Here is a 17,341-nt window from a genome sequence, read left to right on the forward strand (position 1 = left end):
GCGCTCCGTGCGCGAACTGTTCACGAGTTCATCGCCGAAGACGCGCGGTTGGTGACCGGAACCGACGCGCATTGTTACGGTCGGCACATGGAAACTCGTGAGGAGATCATCGACACTTCGACCGACGACGGCGACATGGCGGTGCTGGTCACCCGACCGACCGACGACGCTCCCGGCGATGGTGACTGGCCGGCGGTGTTGCTGTTCATCGATGCGCCGGGTATCCGGTCGGCGACCCACGAGTTCGCGGCGAAGCTCGCGGGCGAGGGGTATCTCGTCGTGGTCCCCGACCTCCACCATCGTCAGGGACGATTGCTCAACGCAATGGAGACGGCTCCGCCCGACGGCACGACCACTCAAGAGATGGTGTGGGGATGGATCGCAGCCATGACCGACGACCAGATCCAACACGACGGTGATCGCGCGCTCGCTGCAGCAGGCGTGTCCGAGGACACCCCGATCCTGACCATCGGCTTCTGTCTCGGCGCGCGTGCGGTGTTCCGGCGGATGATGCGCGACGGCGACCGGGTCCTCGCCGGAGCGGCGTGGCACCCGTCGTTCCTTGCAGACGACGAACCGGATTCACCTCACCAGACCGCGGACCAGCTCGCCCGTCCGCTCTACCTCGCGATCGGCGATGCCGATCAGGTCCAGTCGATCGAGATGCACCAGCGCTTCCTCGACGCGGTCGCCCCACTCGACCACGTCGTCGTCGAGATCTTCGAGGGTGCCGACCACGGCTTCACGTGGCCCGGCGCTCCGAACTACCACGAGGCCGCGTCGAACGGCGCGTGGGACGCGACCACGGCGTTGTTCGCCCGCGCCACGAACTGATCGTCGAACGTCAGTCGGTACGTTCGACGCGCACCTGGATCGCGTCGGCGCCCGCTTCGAACGACTCGCGCAGCAACGCGGTCACCGCGCCGAGCACCTGATCGAGCTCTCCGGTCGCGGTCGTCGCGAAGGGGCCCATGTCGGTCGTCAATCCAGCGGCCTCCAGCGCGTCGACCGCTGCGGTGACATGCGGGCCCGGATCGTTTTCGCGGAACGGTTCGACCAGGATCTCGACTCGTGCGGTGGTCATGCTCGTCGCTCCAGTGCATTGAGGTAGCTGTAGAGGGTGACCCGGCTGACACCCATCGACCGAGCGATCCGATCGACCGCGCCGCGCAGGAGGAACGCGCCCTGCTCGTCGAGCGATCTCACCGCTGCCTGTTTCTGAGCGCGGTCCATGTCTGCCAACCCCACATCTGCGTCACGTTCCACCGCTTCGATCATCCGGTCGAGCGCACCGTGGAGTTCCGTTCCTCGGACGTACGCGATGACGCGACCCTCACGCTCGATCGGAAGGTCCGTCGCGGCACCGTCGCCGACGAGGGTGCCACCGAGGAATTCGACCACCGGATGCAGCGCCCGTAGGAAGTCGACGTCCTCCACGCCTGCGACAGTACAACGTTCACCGCTTCGACCCCACCGCCCGACTCGTCGCGCATCGACCCACTCCCCGCACGGAAACGCGACGAGAACCGAGGTGCCGGACGAGAGTTCATCCTGCCGAAACGAGTGCTTGACATTTTGTAAAGCCGCGCTGGTACTGTCGCGAACGTGACACCAGAGCGCCTGCGCATCGACATCGATCGGCTGGTTCGGCGGCTGATGGAGCTGGGTCGGATCGGCGCGATCGAGGGAACCACCGGCTGCGCCCGGCTCGCTCTCACCGACGACGACAAGGCCGGCCGTGACCTCGTGTGGACGTGGATGGACGAGCTCGGCCTCGACATCACGACCGACGGGATCGGCAACGTCGTCGCGACGATGCCCGGTTTCGACCCGGCGATGGCACCGGTGATGACGGGGTCGCACATCGACACCGTGGCCACCGGCGGCAAGTACGACGGAAACCTCGGCGTGCTCGCCGGACTGGAAGTGATCGAGACCGTCCTGACCTCGGGTCGGGAACTTCAGCGTCCACTCGCCGTCGGATGGTTCACCGACGAAGAAGGCGCGAGATTTCCGCCCGACATGCTCGGCAGCCTCGTCTACGTCGGCGGGATGCCGCTCGAGCAGGCGCTCGAGATCACCGACGACGACGACGTCAGCCTGGGCGACGAACTCGACCGCATCGGCTACCGGGGTGCCGCGCCGACACCGGGCCGGGTGCCCCACGCGTTCGTCGAGCTCCACATCGAACAGGGCCCGGTCCTCGAGGACGAGGACATCACGATCGGTGTCGTCGAGGGAGTGCAGGGAATCTCGTGGACCGAGCTCACCCTCACCGGTCAGTCGTGTCACGCCGGCACCACGCCGATGCGCTTGCGTCACGATCCCGGGTACGTCGCTGCCGACGTGACCACGTTCGTCCGTCAGCTCACTGCCGACCTCGGCGGGGCACAGGTCGCGACCGTCGGCGCGGTCACGCTCACTCCCAACTTGGTGAACGTGGTGCCGTCGACCGCGCGCATGACCGTCGACCTGCGCAACACCGACGACGAGGTCCTCCAGTTGGCCGAGACACGCTTTCGCGGTCACGTCGCGAAGGTCGCCGAGCAGGAGGGAGTCGGCGTCGAGACGCGCACGCTCGCCCGGTTCGAACCGGTCGATTTCGACGCGCGGCTGATCGAGTTGGTCGAGACCGGCGCACGCGAGCGTGGTTTCTCCTTCAAGCGGATGCCATCGGGCGCGGGACACGACGCCCAGATGTTCGCCCGCATCTGCCCCACCGCGATGATCTTCACCAAGAGCGTCGACGGCATCAGCCACAACGTGAACGAATACACCGAGCCGATCGATCTCGAAGCCGGCGCGAACGTCCTGCTCGACACGCTGCTGGCGCTGACCGAGATGGAGTTCGCGTGACGCGCTCGGTCCGAGTCGGCGCCGCGCAACTCGGCCCGATCGCACGCGCCGACTCGCGGGAGTCCGTCGTCGAGCGCCTGCTGGTGTTGCTTCGCGACGGGGCCGCGAGCGGTTGCGACCTGGTCGTGTTTCCCGAACTCGCGCTCACCACGTTCTTCCCTCGCTGGTATCTCGACGAGGGCGATGTCGAGATCGCCGGCGACACCACCGAACTCGACAGCTACTACGAAACCGAGATGCCCGGCCCGCTCACGCAGCCGCTCTTCGACGAAGCCCGGCGACTCGGTATCGGGTTCTGCCTCGGGTACGCCGAGCTGACGCCCGACGGGCATCGCTACAACACCTACGTGCTGGTCGACGGCGGCGGCGACATCGTCGGCCACTACCGCAAGGTCCACATTCCCGGCCACGAGATGCACGAGCCGGAGCGCCAATTCCAACACCTCGAGCGCCGCTACTTCGAGGAGTCGCCCGAGGGCTTCCACGTGCACAAGGCGTTCGACGGAATCGTCGGGATGGCGATCTGCAACGACCGGCGCTGGCCCGAGACCTATCGGGTCATGGGCCTGCAGGGCGTCGAGATGATCCTGATCGGCTACAACACGCCGCTCCACTACGCGCCCGATCCGTCGCAGAATCCGCTCCAGGCGTTTCACAACCATCTGGTGATGCAGGCCGGCGCCTATCAGAACGGCACCTGGGTGATCGGTGTCGCGAAGGGTGGAGTCGAGGAGGGCGTCGAGTCGCTGGCGCAGACCGCGATCATCGCCCCGTCCGGGCAGGTCGTGGCACAGGCCGCGACGATCGGCGACGAGCTCGTGGTCGCGAGCTGCGACCTCGACATGTGCGAGAAGTACAAGAAGACCCTGTTCGACTTCGACCGCTACCGCCGGCCGGAGATGTACGGATTGATCGCCAAGACCGGTGGGCCACGAGCGCTCGTCGAAGGTGACCCCGACGCGCTCAAGGAGCAACACGATGAGTGAGTTCACCCTGAACGGCGAGGTCGTCAGCGCCCGCGACGACCATCCGCACCTGCTGGCGGCACTGCGCGACGAGCTGCACGTCACGTCGCCCAAGGACGGTTGCTCGCCGACGGGTCAGTGCGGTTGCTGCACCGTCCTGATCGACGGCAAGGCACGAGTGTCGTGTCAGACATCGATGGACAAGGCGGCAGGTGCCGAGGTCGTCACACTCGAAGGTGTCGACGAGGCCGAGGTCGCCAGGATGGCCGACGCGTTCGCCGCGTGCGGTGCGTTGCAGTGCGGCTTCTGCACGCCGGGGATCGTGATGCGCACGAAGGCGTTGATCGACAAGAACGGTTCCGAGCTCACACGTGAGCAGGCGTCGCGGCACCTCGGCGCCCATCTCTGTCGGTGCACCGGGTACATCAAGGTGCTCGACGCCGTCGAAGCGCTCGCTCAGGACGAGGTTCCGGTGGTGGTCCAGCCGGGCGGCGTGGGGTCGCGCGGCATCAAGTACGAGGGTCGCGAACTCTCGATCGGGACCCGCGACTTCATCGACGACATGAACCCGGACGGCTGCCTCCACGGCGCCCTTCGGCTGAGTGACCACGCACGCGCCGACGTGATCTCGATCGACGTGTCGGCCGCACTCGCGGTGGATGGTGTGGAAGCCGTGCTCACCGGCGCCGACATTCCGGCCGCGCGCCGGGTCGGGCTGATCCACAAGGACTGGCCGATCATGATTCCCGAGGGCGGCCGCACGTCCTACCTCGGTGACGTGCTCGCGGTCGTCGTGGCGTCGACGCGCCAGATCGCACGCGCCGCCGCGGAGCTCGTCGAGGTGTCGTACGAGGTCCACGAACCGATGGTGGACCCGGTGCGGGTGATCGAGACCGACGAGCCCGCCGTGTGGGAACTCGACGGCAACATCCTGTCGACGTCGACGTACGCGCGGGGTGACGTCGACGAGGCGCTCGCGTCGTGCGCGTTCACGGTCGAGGAGACCTTCCAGACCCAACGCATCGAGCACGCCTTCCTCGAACCCGAATCGACCCTCGCCGTGCCATCGGGAGACGACGACGATCGGTCGCTGTACGTGTACTCCGGTGGCCAAGGAATCTGGGACGACCGCAACGACATCGCGGCGATGCTCGGGATCGATCAGCAGCGGGTGACCACGGAACTGGTCTCGAACGGTGGTGCGTTCGGCGGCAAGGAGGACATGTCGAACCAGGCGCACACCGCGCTCGCAGCGTGGACGCTCGGTCGACCCGTGAAGATCACGCTGTCGCGCGAGGAATCGCTGCTCATGCACCCGAAGCGGCATCCGATCAAGATGCACTACCAGGCCGGATGCGACGCCGACGGCAAGCTCTCTGCGATCCGGGTGCGGATGGTCGGTGACTCGGGGCCGTACGCGTCGGTCGGGATGAAGGTGCTCGAACGTGCGGCCGGCCATGCGACCGGTCCGTACCTCGTCGGCAACGTCGACGTGCAGGCGATCGCCGCGCGCACCAACAACTCGGTGTGTGGTGCGTTCCGCGGTTTCGGTGCCAACCAGGCGCAGTTCGCCATGGAGGGTGTGATGGATCGCTTGGCCGAACAGGTCGGGATCAGCGGCTGGGAGATGCGGTCGCGCAACGTCGTCATGCCCGGAACCGTGTGGGGGCCGGGGCAGAAGATGGACGATGGCTGCAAGGGGGCGCGCCAATGCCTCGACGCCGTGAAACCGGCGTACGACGCGGCGGTCGCCGCGCGCAAACCGGTCGGGGTCGGGCTCGGGCTGAAGAACTCGGGACTCGGCAACGGGTTCAAGGAGATCGCCCGTGCCGTGGTGCACTTCCGCGACGACGGCATCGTCGAGGTCCGCCACTGCTGGACCGAGATGGGCCAAGGGGTGCACACGGTCGCGCAGCAGGTGGCCGTCGAGGAACTCGGCATCGACGTCGAGCGAGTCCGGGTGATCGTCGACTCCACGCGTGAACTGGGTGCGGGTCAGACCACAGGGTCGCGCGGCACGCTGATGGGTGCCGGCTCGGTGAAGGCCGCGTGCGAGGCGGCGCTGGCCGACGGATGTCAGGTCGGTGTCGACTACGAGGGCGAGTACCGGGTCGATTGGACCAACTCGTTGAACGACGGGCTCGAGAATCCGATCATCCACTCGACGTTCGGGTACGCCGCGCAGGTCGTCGTGATGGACCCGGAAACCGGCGACGTCGAGCAGGTGATCGCCGCCCACGACGTCGGTCGCGCCGTGAACCCGATGTTGTGCGAAGGCCAGATCGAGGGCGCCGTCCACATGGGCCTCGGCTACGCGCTGTCCGAAGGCTTTCCGTGTGACGAGACCGGCCGTCCGGTGAACGACACGCTGCGCAGCCTCGACATCATCCGGCCGAAGGACATGCCCCCGGTCGACGTGATCCTCGTCGAAGCCGCCCAACCCGACTCTCCCTACGGCATCAAGGGGGTCGGCGAGATCGGGTTGGTCCCGACCGCGGGTGCCGTCGCTGCGGCGATGCACGCGCGCACCGGCGACTGGCACGCCGAACTCCCCCTCGTCAACGACAAGAACCGCGAACGCGCGTCGGCCTGGACCTGACCATGTCCCACCCGTCCCCCGTGCCGCCCCCGCTCCTCCACCCCCTCTCGGGAAATCTCGAGGGATCAGGACCTGTGGCGTCTCGATCCCACGAAATTCGCGAACACGCTGCCGCCCAGTCCGGAAATTTGGAGGGATCGGGACCTGTGGGGTCTCGATCCCACGAAATTTCCGTGGTGGCGGGTGGAGGTCGGGTGGGGTGAGCGGCACGACGGCGGGGTTGGTGTGTGCGCACCATCACCTGTACTCGGCGTTGGCGCGGGGGATGCCGCCGCCGCCCGCGGATCCGACCTCGTTCCTCGGGGTGTTGGAGAACATCTGGTGGCGGCTGGATCGGGCGCTCGACCTGGAGATGATCGAGTGGTCGGCGAAGCTCGGGGCGCTCGAAGCGCTCGAAGCCGGGTGCACGGCGATCATCGATCACCATGAGTCGCCGCACGCGATCGAAGGGTCGCTGTCGACCATCGCCCACGCGTGCGCCGAGGTCGGCGTGCGCGTGAGCACCTGCTACGGCGTGACCGATCGCCACGGATCAGGTGGCGCGGCCGCCGGACTTGCCGAGAACGACCGCTACCTGTCCGACGGCGGCCGGGGCATGGTCGGTGTCCACGCCGCCTTCACGTGCACCGACGACACCCTCGCCGCCGCCGCGGAACTCGCGACGAAACACGGAGTGGGCGTCCACATCCACGTTGCCGAAGGACCGGACGACACCGGCGCGGCCGACCGCCTCCGCGACCTCACCGAGGACGACTGGCTGCTGATCCACGGCGTGTACCTGCCCGACGACCACGGTCTGCGCGGGACGATCGTCCACAACCCGCGGTCGAACATGAACAACTCCGTCGGCTACGCCAACCCCGCACGCTTCACCAAACCGGTCGGGCTCGGCACGGACGGGATCGGCGCCGACATGTTCGCCGAGTTCCAGCTCGCCTACGTCGCCCACCGCGCTGCCGACATCGGTGCCTCACCCGACACGGCATGGGCGATGCTCGACACGAACCGCAGCCTGTTTCCCGAGGTCGACAACGACTCGGTCCGCTGGTCGTACGACCCGATCGAACCGTGGCACGTCGCGTTCACGCCGACGATCAACGCGATCGATGTGGACATCGACGGCGAGCCCGCGCTCCGTGACGGCGTCGCCACCCGTGTCGACCCGAACGAGATCCGCGCCAAGGCCGCCGAACAGGCCCACCGCCTCCACGCCGCACTCGAGGAGATGCCATGACCGACCCGAACGACGCGACCACCAGCGACGAAACGGAGACCACCGCTCCGCCGCTGACACCGATGTCGTTGCCGATGCTGCTCGCGCGGATCGAGCACGAATGGGAGACGCGCAAGCGGATCTTCGATCTGCCGACCGCTCGGTTCTGGAAGCCCGACACACACGCCGGCGGTGGCGGAATCGACCTCTCGTTCGAGTTCCTCGGGCGGCCGGCCGCGAGCCCGATCGGACCGGCTGCGGGACCGCACAGCCAGATGGCGCAGAACATCGTGCTCTCGTGGCTCGGAGGCGCCCGACTCTTCGAGCTCAAGACGGTTCAGATCCTCGACGATCTCGACATCGCCCGCCCGTGCATCGACATGGAGACGATCGGCTACAACATCGAGTGGAGCCAGGAACTCACCGTCGCCCAGAGCCTCGAGGAGTACGTCAAGGCCTGGATCATCATCGAGCTGCTGAAGCGTTGGGAGCCGCTCCACGAGTACGTCGGCGCACCCGATGAGGGCGGCCCGGGTCCGCACGTGTTCGACATGTCCGTCGGCTACGACCTCGAGGGAATCCAATCCGAGAAGGTCGCCGGGTTCATCGACGGGATGGCGAACGCCACCGACGAGATCGAACGGCTACGCGCACAGATCCCCGACGACTCGGTGTTCGCCCAGTTCCGCGACATCGACATCCCACCGAACATCTCCGACACCATCACGTTGTCGACGTTCCACGGCTGTCCTCCCGACGAGATCGAGGCGATCACGAAGCATCTGGTCGCCGAGCACGACATCGACGTGATCGTCAAACTCAACCCCACGCTGCTCGGACCCGACGGCGTGAGCGCGATCGTGCACGACACCTTGGGCTACGACTACGTGGAACTGGTCCCGAAGGCATTCGAGGACGACCTTCCGTTCGACCGCGCGATCTCGCTGATCGACGAACTCCACCGGTTCGCCCTCGACCGCGGACACCGGTTCGGGATCAAGCTCACCAACACACTCGTCGTCGACAACCACAAGCAGTGGATGCCCGATCAGACGATGTATCTCTCCGGCGCACCGCTCCACGTGCTCGCCACGGCCGTGCTCGACAAGCTGGCGACGGCACTGCCGGGCCGGTTCATGATTTCGGGTCACGACGACGGGAGCGACGATGGCACCGGCGGCGACATCATGGTCAGCTTCTCCGCCGGAGTGAACAAGGACAATCTCGCCGACACGATCGCGATGGGTGTCCGCCCGGCCAGCGTGTGCTCCGACCTGCTCAAGCCGGGTGGATACGGACGTCTCGCGCCGATGCTGAAGGCGCTCACACAAGCGGTCGGTGACAGCGGCTCGACCGACCTCGACGCGTTCCGGGCGGCACGCCTCGCGGAGGCTCGCTCGGGAGGTCACGAGGCAACGGTGCAGGCCCACCTCGCGCACATCACGGGCGACGACCTCGCCAGCTATCACCTGACCGGGAACGAGAAACTGCCGCGCAGCGTCGACCACGAACTCGAGATGTGGGGCTGCGTGGCATGCAACTTCTGCGTGACCGTCTGTCCGAACGACGCGTTCTTCAAGGTCCCGACGCCCGACTCGCTCGCGACCGAGATCGAGGCCGAGGGCGGCTCCGCCGGGCGCCAGCAGTACCTCGTGTTCAGTGAGCTCTGCAACGAGTGCGGGAACTGCCTCACGTTCTGCCCGGAGGATGGCGATCCCGCGGTGATCAAACCGCGCCTCTACGTGGACGAATCGCGCTTCGACGCGGCCGACGGGCCGCGCTTCCTCATCGGGACCGACGGGTCGATCACCGCGTCCGCCGCGGGCGGTGCGGAGGGCGAGATCCCGCGCCTCCTGAAGGTGCTCGGCGCCGACGAAGGGCTGCCGCTCCCGACGACGTGATCGCACGATCACGCAGAATTCACAGCCTTGACATTTTGTTAACATCGCTGAAACGCTCGACCTCTTGACTCGTTGATCGGGGCCGGGTCGACCGGCCCGAGGACAGCGGGAGAACGATGACGACCACCGAGGCGGTGCATGAGGACGCGCCGAGCGATCCCGACTCCGGAGGGGTCGGAGGTTCGTTCGCGTTCGCTGCCGTGAAGCCGCTCGCCGGTCTGGTCGTTCCCGTGTGCGCGGTCGCAGCGGCACTGGCCGTCGGATCGGTGATGCTGCTCGCGCTCGGAACGAACCCGTTGCGCGGCTATGCGGCGTTGATCGACGGCGCGTTCGGCGGCTGGGACGCACTGGCCGACACGTCGATCAAGGCAATGCCGCTGCTGCTCGTCGGCGTGGGCATCTGCATCGCGTTCCGGGCCGGCGTGATCAACATCGGCGGCGAAGGACAGATCATCGCGGGTGCGATCCTGTCGACCTCGCTCGCGTTGACGATCCCGGACACCCCGCGGATCATCCTCGTCCCACTCGTGTTGATCGCCGGAGCGGTCGGTGGCGGGATCTGGGGCACCATCCCCGGAGCGCTCAAGGCGTACGCAGGCGTCAGCGAGATCCTCGCGACGATCATGATGAACATCATCGCCGCCCAGTTCCTCAGCTTCCTGCTGCAGGACCTGTTGATCGAGGAGGGCGCGATCAAGATCCAGCAGACCGAGCGGGTCGATGCGAACTCCCATCTTCCGCTCCTGCCCGGCGGAACCCGTCTCCATCTCGGCGTGCTGATCGCGATTCTCGTCGCGGTGCTCGGATATCTCCTGCTGTTCCGCACCTCGCTCGGGATGCGTCTGCGTTCCGTCGGCCACAATCCGCACGCGTCGAAGTACGCCGGCATGGCGGTGAACCGCAGCATCGTGCAGGCGATGGCGTTCAGCGGCGCCTGCGCCGGAGTGGCGGGGGCGATCCTCGTGTTCGGCAGCGAGTCCCACCGACTCATCGGCGAGGGCGGCGCGTCGGCGTTCACGCAGAGCGCCGGTTTCAACGGCATCGTCGCGGCCTTGTTCGGTGCGCTCCATCCGCTGTGGACGATCCCGGCATCGTTCTTCTTCGGCGGGATGCTGACCGGCGGGATCCAGCTGCAACAGGAACTGCAGGTCCCCGCCGCGCTGATCGTCGCACTCAACGGCGTGGTCGTGATCTTCGTGGTCGGCAGCCTCAAGCTGCGCACCCGCGTGAACCGGTGGGTCGAGCGGCACGAGGGCGCCCCGGTCCAGCCCCACAAGGACGTCGTCGACGGAGGGGTGATGTCCGGTGTGGAGTGACTTCTTCACCGTCTCGGTCTTCGTGGCGACGCTCGCGTCCGGCATCCGACTCGCGACACCGTTCCTGCTCGCGGCGCTCGGCGAGGCGGTCGGACAACGCAGCGGTGTGCTCAACCTCGGCGTCGAAGGCGTCATGCTGATCGGCGCGTTCGCCGCGTACTTCACGAAGCTGAAGACCGAGAGCACGGTGCTCGCCGTCCTCGTCGCACTGGGCGTCGGCGCGGTGATGGGGCTGATCTACGCCTTCGTCACGGTGATCATGCAGGCCGCACAGGGCATCAGCGGCATCGGCATCTACCTCTTCGGTCTCGGATTCACCGACCTGCTGTTCCAGAAGCAGGTCGGCACCCCGCAGCCGATCCCCAAGCTCGCGAAGGTCGAGATCCCGCTGCTGTCCGACATCCCGTGGATCGGCGAGATCTTCTTCCAGCACAACCTGCTCGTCTACCTGGCGTTCCTGCTCGTGCCGGTCGCCTGGTTCATGATCAACAAGACGACGTTCGGATTGAACATTCGCGCCGTCGGCGAAACGCCGGAGGCGGCGGACACGCTGGGAGTGAGTGTGAACCTCACACGCACGTTCACGATCGTGATCGGCAACACGATGGCCGGTCTCGCCGGAGCGGCGCTGGCGCTCGAGGTCGGGATCTTCCAACAGAACCTCACCGCCGGTCAGGGGTTCATCGCGATCGCGCTCGTGTACTTCGGTGCGTGGCGGCCGGTGGGAGTGATGTCGGGAGCGCTGCTGTTCGGCATCGTGTCGGCCACGGTGCTGACCCTCAAGACACTCGGCATCGTGGAAGGTGCCGCGTCGAGTCTGCTCGCGATGGCGCCGGCGATCCTGACGATCGTGGTGCTCGTCGTCGTCAGCCGACGGATCGCGGCACCCGCTGCACTCACCCGACCATTCGATCGGGCTGCCTCATGACGGCCGCCCGCTCCCAGTTCCCGCCGCCGATCCCGGCGTCGGAATCACCTCGTCGAATTCCTCGACGGGGCATCTCAACACGGGGGAGGACCCGACAATGAGAATCAGAACAACACCCAAGACCGCGGTCGCGCTCGTCGCGGGACTGGCGCTCGTCGCCGGTGCCTGCGGCAGCGACGACGACTCCAGCGACAGCGCCGACGACGCGGAAGAGGCTGTCGACGAGGCCGAGGAGACCCTCGATTCCGTGGCCGACGAGGCCGAGGAAGCCGTCGACACCGCCGTGGACGACACCGAGGAGGCAACCGAGAACTCGGCAGCGGAGGAGACCGACGAGGCAGCCGGCGACGGCGAGACCATCCGTGTCGGAATCGTGGCTCCGAGTGCGAGCAACGACCTCGCGTTCACGCAGAGCATGGTCGACTCGGTCGAACGCGTCGAAGCGGAACGTGACCTCGAGGTCGCGATCACCGACGGCACGTTCGTCGTCGAGGACGCCGCAGCCGCGATCCGTGGCTACGCCGAGGACGGGTTCGACCTCGTCATCGCACACGGTTCGCAGTACGGCGGACCGCTCGAGGAGATCGCCCCCGACTTCCCCGAGGTCTCGTTCGCGTGGGGCACGTCGGTCGACACGTTCGGGCTCGACAACGTGTACGCCTACACGACCAACGCCGACCTCGGCGGATACGTCAACGGTGTGATGGCCGCGCAGCTCACCGAGTCGGACGTGATCGGCGTCGTCGGACCGGTCGAAGTCGGCGACGCGAAGCTGTACGTCGACGGGTTCAGCAATGGTGTCGCCGCCACGAATCCCGATGTGACCGTGAACGTGAACTACATCGAGTCGTTCAGCGACGTCGCGTTGGCGTCCGAGGCCGCGACCTCGCTCGTGGCGAACGGTGCGGACATCTTGACCGGTACGGCCCAGATGGTCGTCGGCGCCACCGGCGTCGCGACCGAAAGCGGTCTCCCGTGGTTCGGTACACAGTCGAACCAGACGCCGCTCGGTGAGGACATCGTCGTGGCGTCGCAGGTGTACCACTGGGAGATCGTGCTGAACCAGATGCTCGACAGCCTCGAAGGTGGCACGCTCGGCGGCGAGACGTACACGCTGACGTTCGAGAACGGTGGGCTCGAGATGGAGTACAACGACGCGTTCGAACTCGACGAGGCCGTCCGCGCCAGCGCCGATGAAGCGGTCGCCGGGCTCACCGACGGCTCGTTGACCACCGGAGTCACCGAGTGACGAAATCGTTCGGCTGAACGGAGACAACCATGGAACCTGACCCGGCCGCACCGATGTTGGAGATGCGCGGCATCACCAAGCGGTTTCCCGGCGTCGTCGCGAACGACGGCGTCGACCTGTCGGTGCTGCCGGGCCAGGTCCACACGCTCCTCGGCGAGAACGGCGCCGGCAAGAGCACCCTGATGAAGATCCTCTACGGGCTGTACCAACCGGACGAGGGGAGCATCGAACTCCGTGGCGAGCCCGTCACGATCACGTCACCGTCCGACGCGATCGAGCGCGGGATCGGCATGATCCACCAGCACTTCATGCTCGTCCCGACCCTGACCGTCGCGGAGAACGTGGCGCTCGGCCTCGGTGGCCGACATGGGCTGTCCGACATGAACCCGGTCAAGGAGCGGCTGGCGGACGTGTCCGACCGCTACGGACTGCGCGTCGACCCGGACGCCTACATCTGGCAACTGGCCGTCGGCGAACGGCAGCGGGCAGAGATCCTCAAAGCGCTGTACCGCGACGCGAGCCTGCTCGTCCTCGACGAGCCGACCGCGGTGCTGACGCCGCCCGAGGTCGACGAACTCTTCGCCACGTTGCGCCAGCTCACCGACGACGGACGCGGGCTGGTGTTCATCTCCCACAAGCTCCACGAGGTGATGGAACTGTCCGACGAGATCACCGTGCTGCGTCACGGCAAGGTGTCGGGGCGGACGCGACCCAGTGAGGCATCACGCGAGTCCCTCGCCGAGATGATGGTCGGTCGCGCGGTCGAACTGACGCGGACGGTCGACCAGCAGACGGCCGGCGCACCGCAACTCCGGGTGTCCGAGTTGGACGTCATCGGTGACCGCGGGAACCTCGCGGTCAAGAGCCTCGACCTGGAGGTCTGCAGCGGCGAGATCGTCGGCGTCGCGGGGGTGTCGGGCAACGGGCAACGAGAACTCGCCGAAGCAATGTTCGGTCTCCGACCGATCGAGCGCGGTCACGTTCAGATCGGCGACGAACGTACGTCGGCGCCAACGCCTCGGCAGGTGCGTTCGATGGGACTCGCCTACGTCCCGGAGGAGCGGATGCGCGACGGCGCCGTCGCCGACTTCACCGTCGCCGAGAACCTGATGCTCGTCGACTACAACACGCCGACCTACTCGGCGGGCGGGTTCCTGAAACGGCAGCGGATCGCCGATCGTTGTCGGGAGCTGGTCGGCAACTACCGCGTCAAGACACCCGACATCGACACCCCGACCCGCAACCTGTCGGGCGGCAACATCCAGAAGGTCGTCATCGCCCGCGAGTTCAGCTCCGACGCGACGGCGTTCGTCGTCGCCCAGCCGACGCGTGGGGTCGACATCGGTGCCGCCGAGTACATCCACGAACGGCTCCTCGAACAGCGCGCGAACGGCGCCGCGATCCTGCTCATCTCCGAAGACCTCGACGAGGTGATGCAACTCTCCGACCGGATCATCGTGCTGCTCGAAGGTGAGGTGATGGGCGAACTCACCCGCGACGAATTCGACGTCAACACGATCGGCCTGCTCATGTCCGGCGTCACCTCGGCCTCCCCCGCCTGACTCGCGACGCGAGTGAGGTTTTCGCGGGTGTTCATCGGATGTGGTGGTCGGACCGTCGCCGGCGGTGCGAGCATGGGCACATGAACGCACGCCGGATCCCCGTGCTCGTCGCAGCCGTGGGGCTGACGCTCGCCGCGTGCGGCGGGTCGGATGGCGACTCCGCTCCGAACGACGACGCAGCCGCACCCGAGACGGTGGCCGCGTCGGCGGACGACCCGACCGACACGGTGAGCGCTTCCGCAGAGCCGACGGATGATCCGGAACCGTCGGACAGCGACGCCGCCGCCGAGCCGGAGACCGAAGCGGACGGCGACGCGCCGACGTCGGATGTCGTCGCCACGGAGGCACCCACCGGCGACGGCGGGGCCGAGCCGGTCGCGACCGAGGCGCCCGCCGCAGAAGCGGCCGCTCCCGAGGTCGGCGGCCGAGTGCTCGCCACCGAGGTCGACCCTGCATCACAGTTCGACGGAAACCCGTTCCCCGATCTCGTCGTGGAAGACGTCGGGCGCGGCGGCCAGGCGAACCTGGCCAACCTGCTACCGGCGGATCGCCCACTCCTGCTGTGGGCGTGGGCTCCGCATTGACCCACCTGCCGTCGGGAGGCTCCCGACGTCGAGCAGTTCGCTCGAGATCATCTGAACGAGATCGAGATCATCGGTTTCGGCACCCAGGACAGCCTGGAGGAGGCGTACGAGTTCGTCGCCGATCGCGGCACCGAATCGTTCTCGATGCTGTGGGACCCGACCTTCGAGTCCTGGCAGTCGCTCGGGATCACCGGACAACCGACGCTCGTGATGCTCGACACCGAGGGCAACGAACTCGGCCGGTGGTTCGGCGCGATCCCCGAGGACGAGGTCCTCTCGCTCGCCGCGCAGGCCTGAACGAGCGGGCCCCTCGAAGCCGACATACTGGCGGCCATGTACAGACACGTGGTGATGCTCAAGTGGAATGACGACGTCGACGCGGCGCACGTCGAGGCGACCGCCGCGGCCCTCGACTCGGCGGTCGCGACGATCCCGGAGATCGCCGACTACCGCCACGGGTCCGACCTCGGACTGGCCGACGGGAACTTCGACTACGCGATCGTCGCCGAGTTCGCCTCGGTCGAGGACTACACCGTGTACCGCGATCACCCCGAACACGCCCGGGTGATCGGCGAGTTCCTCAAGCCGTACATCAGCGCTCGCGCGGCGGTCCAATACGACGCCGGCTGAACCACGACGTCTCGGGATCAGGGTTCAGGCGAGGTGGTCGGCGAGCGATTGGATCAGCTGACTCTGCGCACCGACCTCCGGGCCCGCGCCCTGACGATCGTGCGCCACCTGAGCGAGCGCGTCCGAACGCGGAACGCCGAGCGTCATGAGCACGGCGACGGCCATCGTGCCCGCGCGTCCGATGCCAGCCGAGCAGTGCATCACGACCGGGCGACCGTCATGGAGGAACCCGGCGACCTCGTCCAGCATCGGGAGCGCCGCATCGAGCGTCGGAGCGTGGAAATCGGGGATCGGGAACCAGCGGGAGTCGGGTGAGTCACGGAGCCAATCGGCATACCCGGCGTAACGCTCGACGTCTCGTGGCTGGTTGAAGCTGACGACGACCGCACCCGAGCCGAGTTGCGCCCGGACCGCCTCCGGGTCGGGTCCGATCACGTGCTTGCCGCAGAGGTAGAGCGCGCCCGGGACCTCCGATGGCAGCTCGATCCGATCGATTCCCCCGTCGAGCTGGCGACCCGTCGGCCAACTCACGAGGTGACCTCGTTGGCGAGCGCGTCACCCGCCACCCAGCGCTCGAGATTGGCGAGAAACGCTTGGTCGGATCGCTGTCCGGTCTGCCCGGTCGATCCCGAGTTGTGCGGCGTGATGATCACGTTCGGCGCCGCCCAGAGCGGATCGTCGGCAGGCAGCGGCTCGGGCGTGGTCACGTCGATGCCCGCGCCGCCGAGTCGGCCTGCGACCAAGGCCGCGGTGAGGGCCGGCTGGTCCACCAGTTCACCGCGGCCGACATTGACGAAGGAGCCGTCGGGACCGATCGCATCGAGCACCTCCGCCGAGACGATTCCCTCGGTTTCCGGGGTCAATGGCAGCGCGACCACCATCGCGTCGTGGTCGCGGGCGATGTCGACGAGATCCACGAGCGGTCGGACGGGGAACGGTTCGTCGCCGTGCGATGCGCGCCGCACGATCGTCGGATGCATTCCGAACGCGTCAGCGAGGCGGGCCACCTCCTGGCCGATCGGACCCCAACCGACGATCGCGATCGAACGACCCCCGATCTCGTCCCACCGATGCCAGTCCCACTCGGCACGATCCTGCGCGCGGATCATGCGCGGCAGATCGCGACTCAGCGCCAGCAGGTACATCATCGCGGTGCGCGCGATCGGCGGTGCGCTGCTGCCCGACGAGGTCGTGAGCCGCACGCCACGATCGGTGAACGTGGCGAAGATCGGGCTGTCGACACCGGCCGACATCGTGTGGAGCCACCGCAGGTTCTCGGCGCGCAGCGCGACCCCGAAGAAGCTCGCCGCGCGCTCCGGCCACGAGTCGTGCGAGAAGAAGGCGAGCGTGATCCGCGCCATGTCGTCGTCGGACACCGGCGCGTCGCCGTCGAGGGTCACGAATTCGAGTCCGGGCGAGATCTCCCGCATCCGATCACCGTGCCGGGCGGCGAAGTCGTCGGTACAGAACAGCACGTCGCTCATCGGTGCGAGTGTGCCAGACCCGCGTGCCAACCGGTGTCTGACACCCGATGGCAC

The 17,341-nt window shown here is 67.3% G+C and carries 16 protein-coding genes and 1 pseudogene; 13 read left to right on the plus strand and 4 right to left on the minus strand.

Annotation, left to right across the window (positions count from 1 at the left end):
- Positions 1–87 precede the first annotated feature (87 nt).
- Positions 88–834: a dienelactone hydrolase family protein gene (locus ON45_RS02830; protein WP_040491789.1), complete on the plus strand. Its 747-nt coding sequence runs from the start codon at positions 88–90 to the stop codon at positions 832–834.
- 10 nt (positions 835–844) lie between these two features.
- Here ON45_RS02830 and ON45_RS02835 read toward each other — a convergent pair whose 3' ends face one another.
- Positions 845–1,084 carry a thiamine-binding protein gene (locus ON45_RS02835; protein WP_040491774.1) on the minus strand — a complete coding sequence of 80 codons (240 nt, stop codon included), beginning with the start codon at positions 1,082–1,084 and terminating at the stop codon, positions 845–847.
- Positions 1,081–1,437 (minus strand): helix-turn-helix domain-containing protein, encoded by a 357-nt coding sequence (locus ON45_RS02840; protein WP_040491776.1) that lies wholly within the window; start codon positions 1,435–1,437, stop codon positions 1,081–1,083. The genes ON45_RS02835 and ON45_RS02840 overlap by 4 nt, the downstream gene beginning before the upstream one ends.
- A gap of 168 nt (positions 1,438–1,605) precedes the next feature.
- Between ON45_RS02840 and ON45_RS02845 the strand changes: the two genes are divergently transcribed.
- The 12 genes and pseudogenes from ON45_RS02845 (at position 1,606) to ON45_RS02895 (ending at position 15,803) form a co-directional block, all read left to right on the plus strand.
- The gene (locus ON45_RS02845; RefSeq protein WP_040491778.1) at positions 1,606–2,856 is read left to right on the plus strand and encodes a Zn-dependent hydrolase; all 1,251 of its coding nucleotides are present in this window, start codon (positions 1,606–1,608) and stop codon (positions 2,854–2,856) included.
- Positions 2,853–3,842 (plus strand): N-carbamoyl-D-amino-acid hydrolase, encoded by a 990-nt coding sequence (locus ON45_RS02850; protein ID WP_040491780.1) that lies wholly within the window; start codon positions 2,853–2,855, stop codon positions 3,840–3,842. Before ON45_RS02845 ends, ON45_RS02850 begins: the two co-directional genes overlap by 4 nt.
- Positions 3,835–6,420, plus strand: coding sequence for a molybdopterin-dependent oxidoreductase (locus ON45_RS02855; RefSeq protein WP_040491782.1), 2,586 nt, complete (start codon positions 3,835–3,837; stop codon positions 6,418–6,420). The genes ON45_RS02850 and ON45_RS02855 overlap by 8 nt, the downstream gene beginning before the upstream one ends.
- Positions 6,421–6,619: 199 nt before the next feature.
- Positions 6,620–7,654, plus strand: a complete 1,035-nt coding sequence (locus ON45_RS02860; protein WP_051062346.1) for an amidohydrolase family protein — start codon at positions 6,620–6,622, stop codon at positions 7,652–7,654.
- Positions 7,651–9,534, plus strand: a complete 1,884-nt coding sequence (locus tag ON45_RS02865; protein WP_051062347.1) for a 4Fe-4S dicluster domain-containing protein — start codon at positions 7,651–7,653, stop codon at positions 9,532–9,534. Before ON45_RS02860 ends, ON45_RS02865 begins: the two co-directional genes overlap by 4 nt.
- 116 nt (positions 9,535–9,650) lie before the next feature.
- Complete coding sequence (locus ON45_RS02870; protein WP_051062348.1) at positions 9,651–10,850, plus strand: ABC transporter permease; 1,200 nt, start codon at positions 9,651–9,653, stop codon at positions 10,848–10,850.
- The gene (locus tag ON45_RS02875) at positions 10,840–11,778 is read left to right on the plus strand and encodes an ABC transporter permease (RefSeq protein WP_040491784.1); all 939 of its coding nucleotides are present in this window, start codon (positions 10,840–10,842) and stop codon (positions 11,776–11,778) included. The genes ON45_RS02870 and ON45_RS02875 overlap by 11 nt, the downstream gene beginning before the upstream one ends.
- Before the next feature lie 97 nt (positions 11,779–11,875).
- The gene (locus tag ON45_RS02880) at positions 11,876–13,027 is read left to right on the plus strand and encodes a BMP family protein (protein WP_040491785.1); all 1,152 of its coding nucleotides are present in this window, start codon (positions 11,876–11,878) and stop codon (positions 13,025–13,027) included.
- A gap of 29 nt (positions 13,028–13,056) precedes the next feature.
- Positions 13,057–14,589 (plus strand): ABC transporter ATP-binding protein, encoded by a 1,533-nt coding sequence (locus ON45_RS02885; RefSeq protein WP_040491786.1) that lies wholly within the window; start codon positions 13,057–13,059, stop codon positions 14,587–14,589.
- Positions 14,590–14,669: 80 nt separating this feature from the next.
- The gene (locus ON45_RS02890; RefSeq protein WP_040491787.1) at positions 14,670–15,173 is read left to right on the plus strand and encodes a hypothetical protein; all 504 of its coding nucleotides are present in this window, start codon (positions 14,670–14,672) and stop codon (positions 15,171–15,173) included.
- A 15-nt stretch (positions 15,174–15,188) separates the two neighbouring features.
- A pseudogene (locus tag ON45_RS24140) lies at positions 15,189–15,470 on the plus strand (TlpA family protein disulfide reductase); the annotation flags it as partial.
- Positions 15,471–15,506: 36 nt separating this feature from the next.
- A complete protein-coding gene (locus tag ON45_RS02895; RefSeq protein WP_040491788.1) occupies positions 15,507–15,803 on the plus strand; it encodes a Dabb family protein in 297 nt (98 codons plus the stop codon).
- Between the two features lie 24 nt (positions 15,804–15,827).
- Here ON45_RS02895 and ON45_RS20960 read toward each other — a convergent pair whose 3' ends face one another.
- Together ON45_RS20960 and ON45_RS02905 are read right to left on the minus strand one after the other, a co-directional pair.
- On the minus strand, positions 15,828–16,334 hold the full coding sequence (locus ON45_RS20960; protein ID WP_051062350.1) for a protein-tyrosine phosphatase family protein: 507 nt from the start codon (positions 16,332–16,334) through the stop codon (positions 15,828–15,830).
- Positions 16,331–17,287: a D-2-hydroxyacid dehydrogenase gene (locus ON45_RS02905; RefSeq protein WP_051062351.1), complete on the minus strand. Its 957-nt coding sequence runs from the start codon at positions 17,285–17,287 to the stop codon at positions 16,331–16,333. The genes ON45_RS20960 and ON45_RS02905 overlap by 4 nt, the downstream gene beginning before the upstream one ends.
- Positions 17,288–17,341 lie beyond the last annotated feature (54 nt).

Source organism: Ilumatobacter nonamiensis YM16-303 (genome assembly GCF_000350145.1).
Lineage (GTDB): Bacteria > Actinomycetota > Acidimicrobiia > Acidimicrobiales > Ilumatobacteraceae > Ilumatobacter_A > Ilumatobacter_A nonamiensis.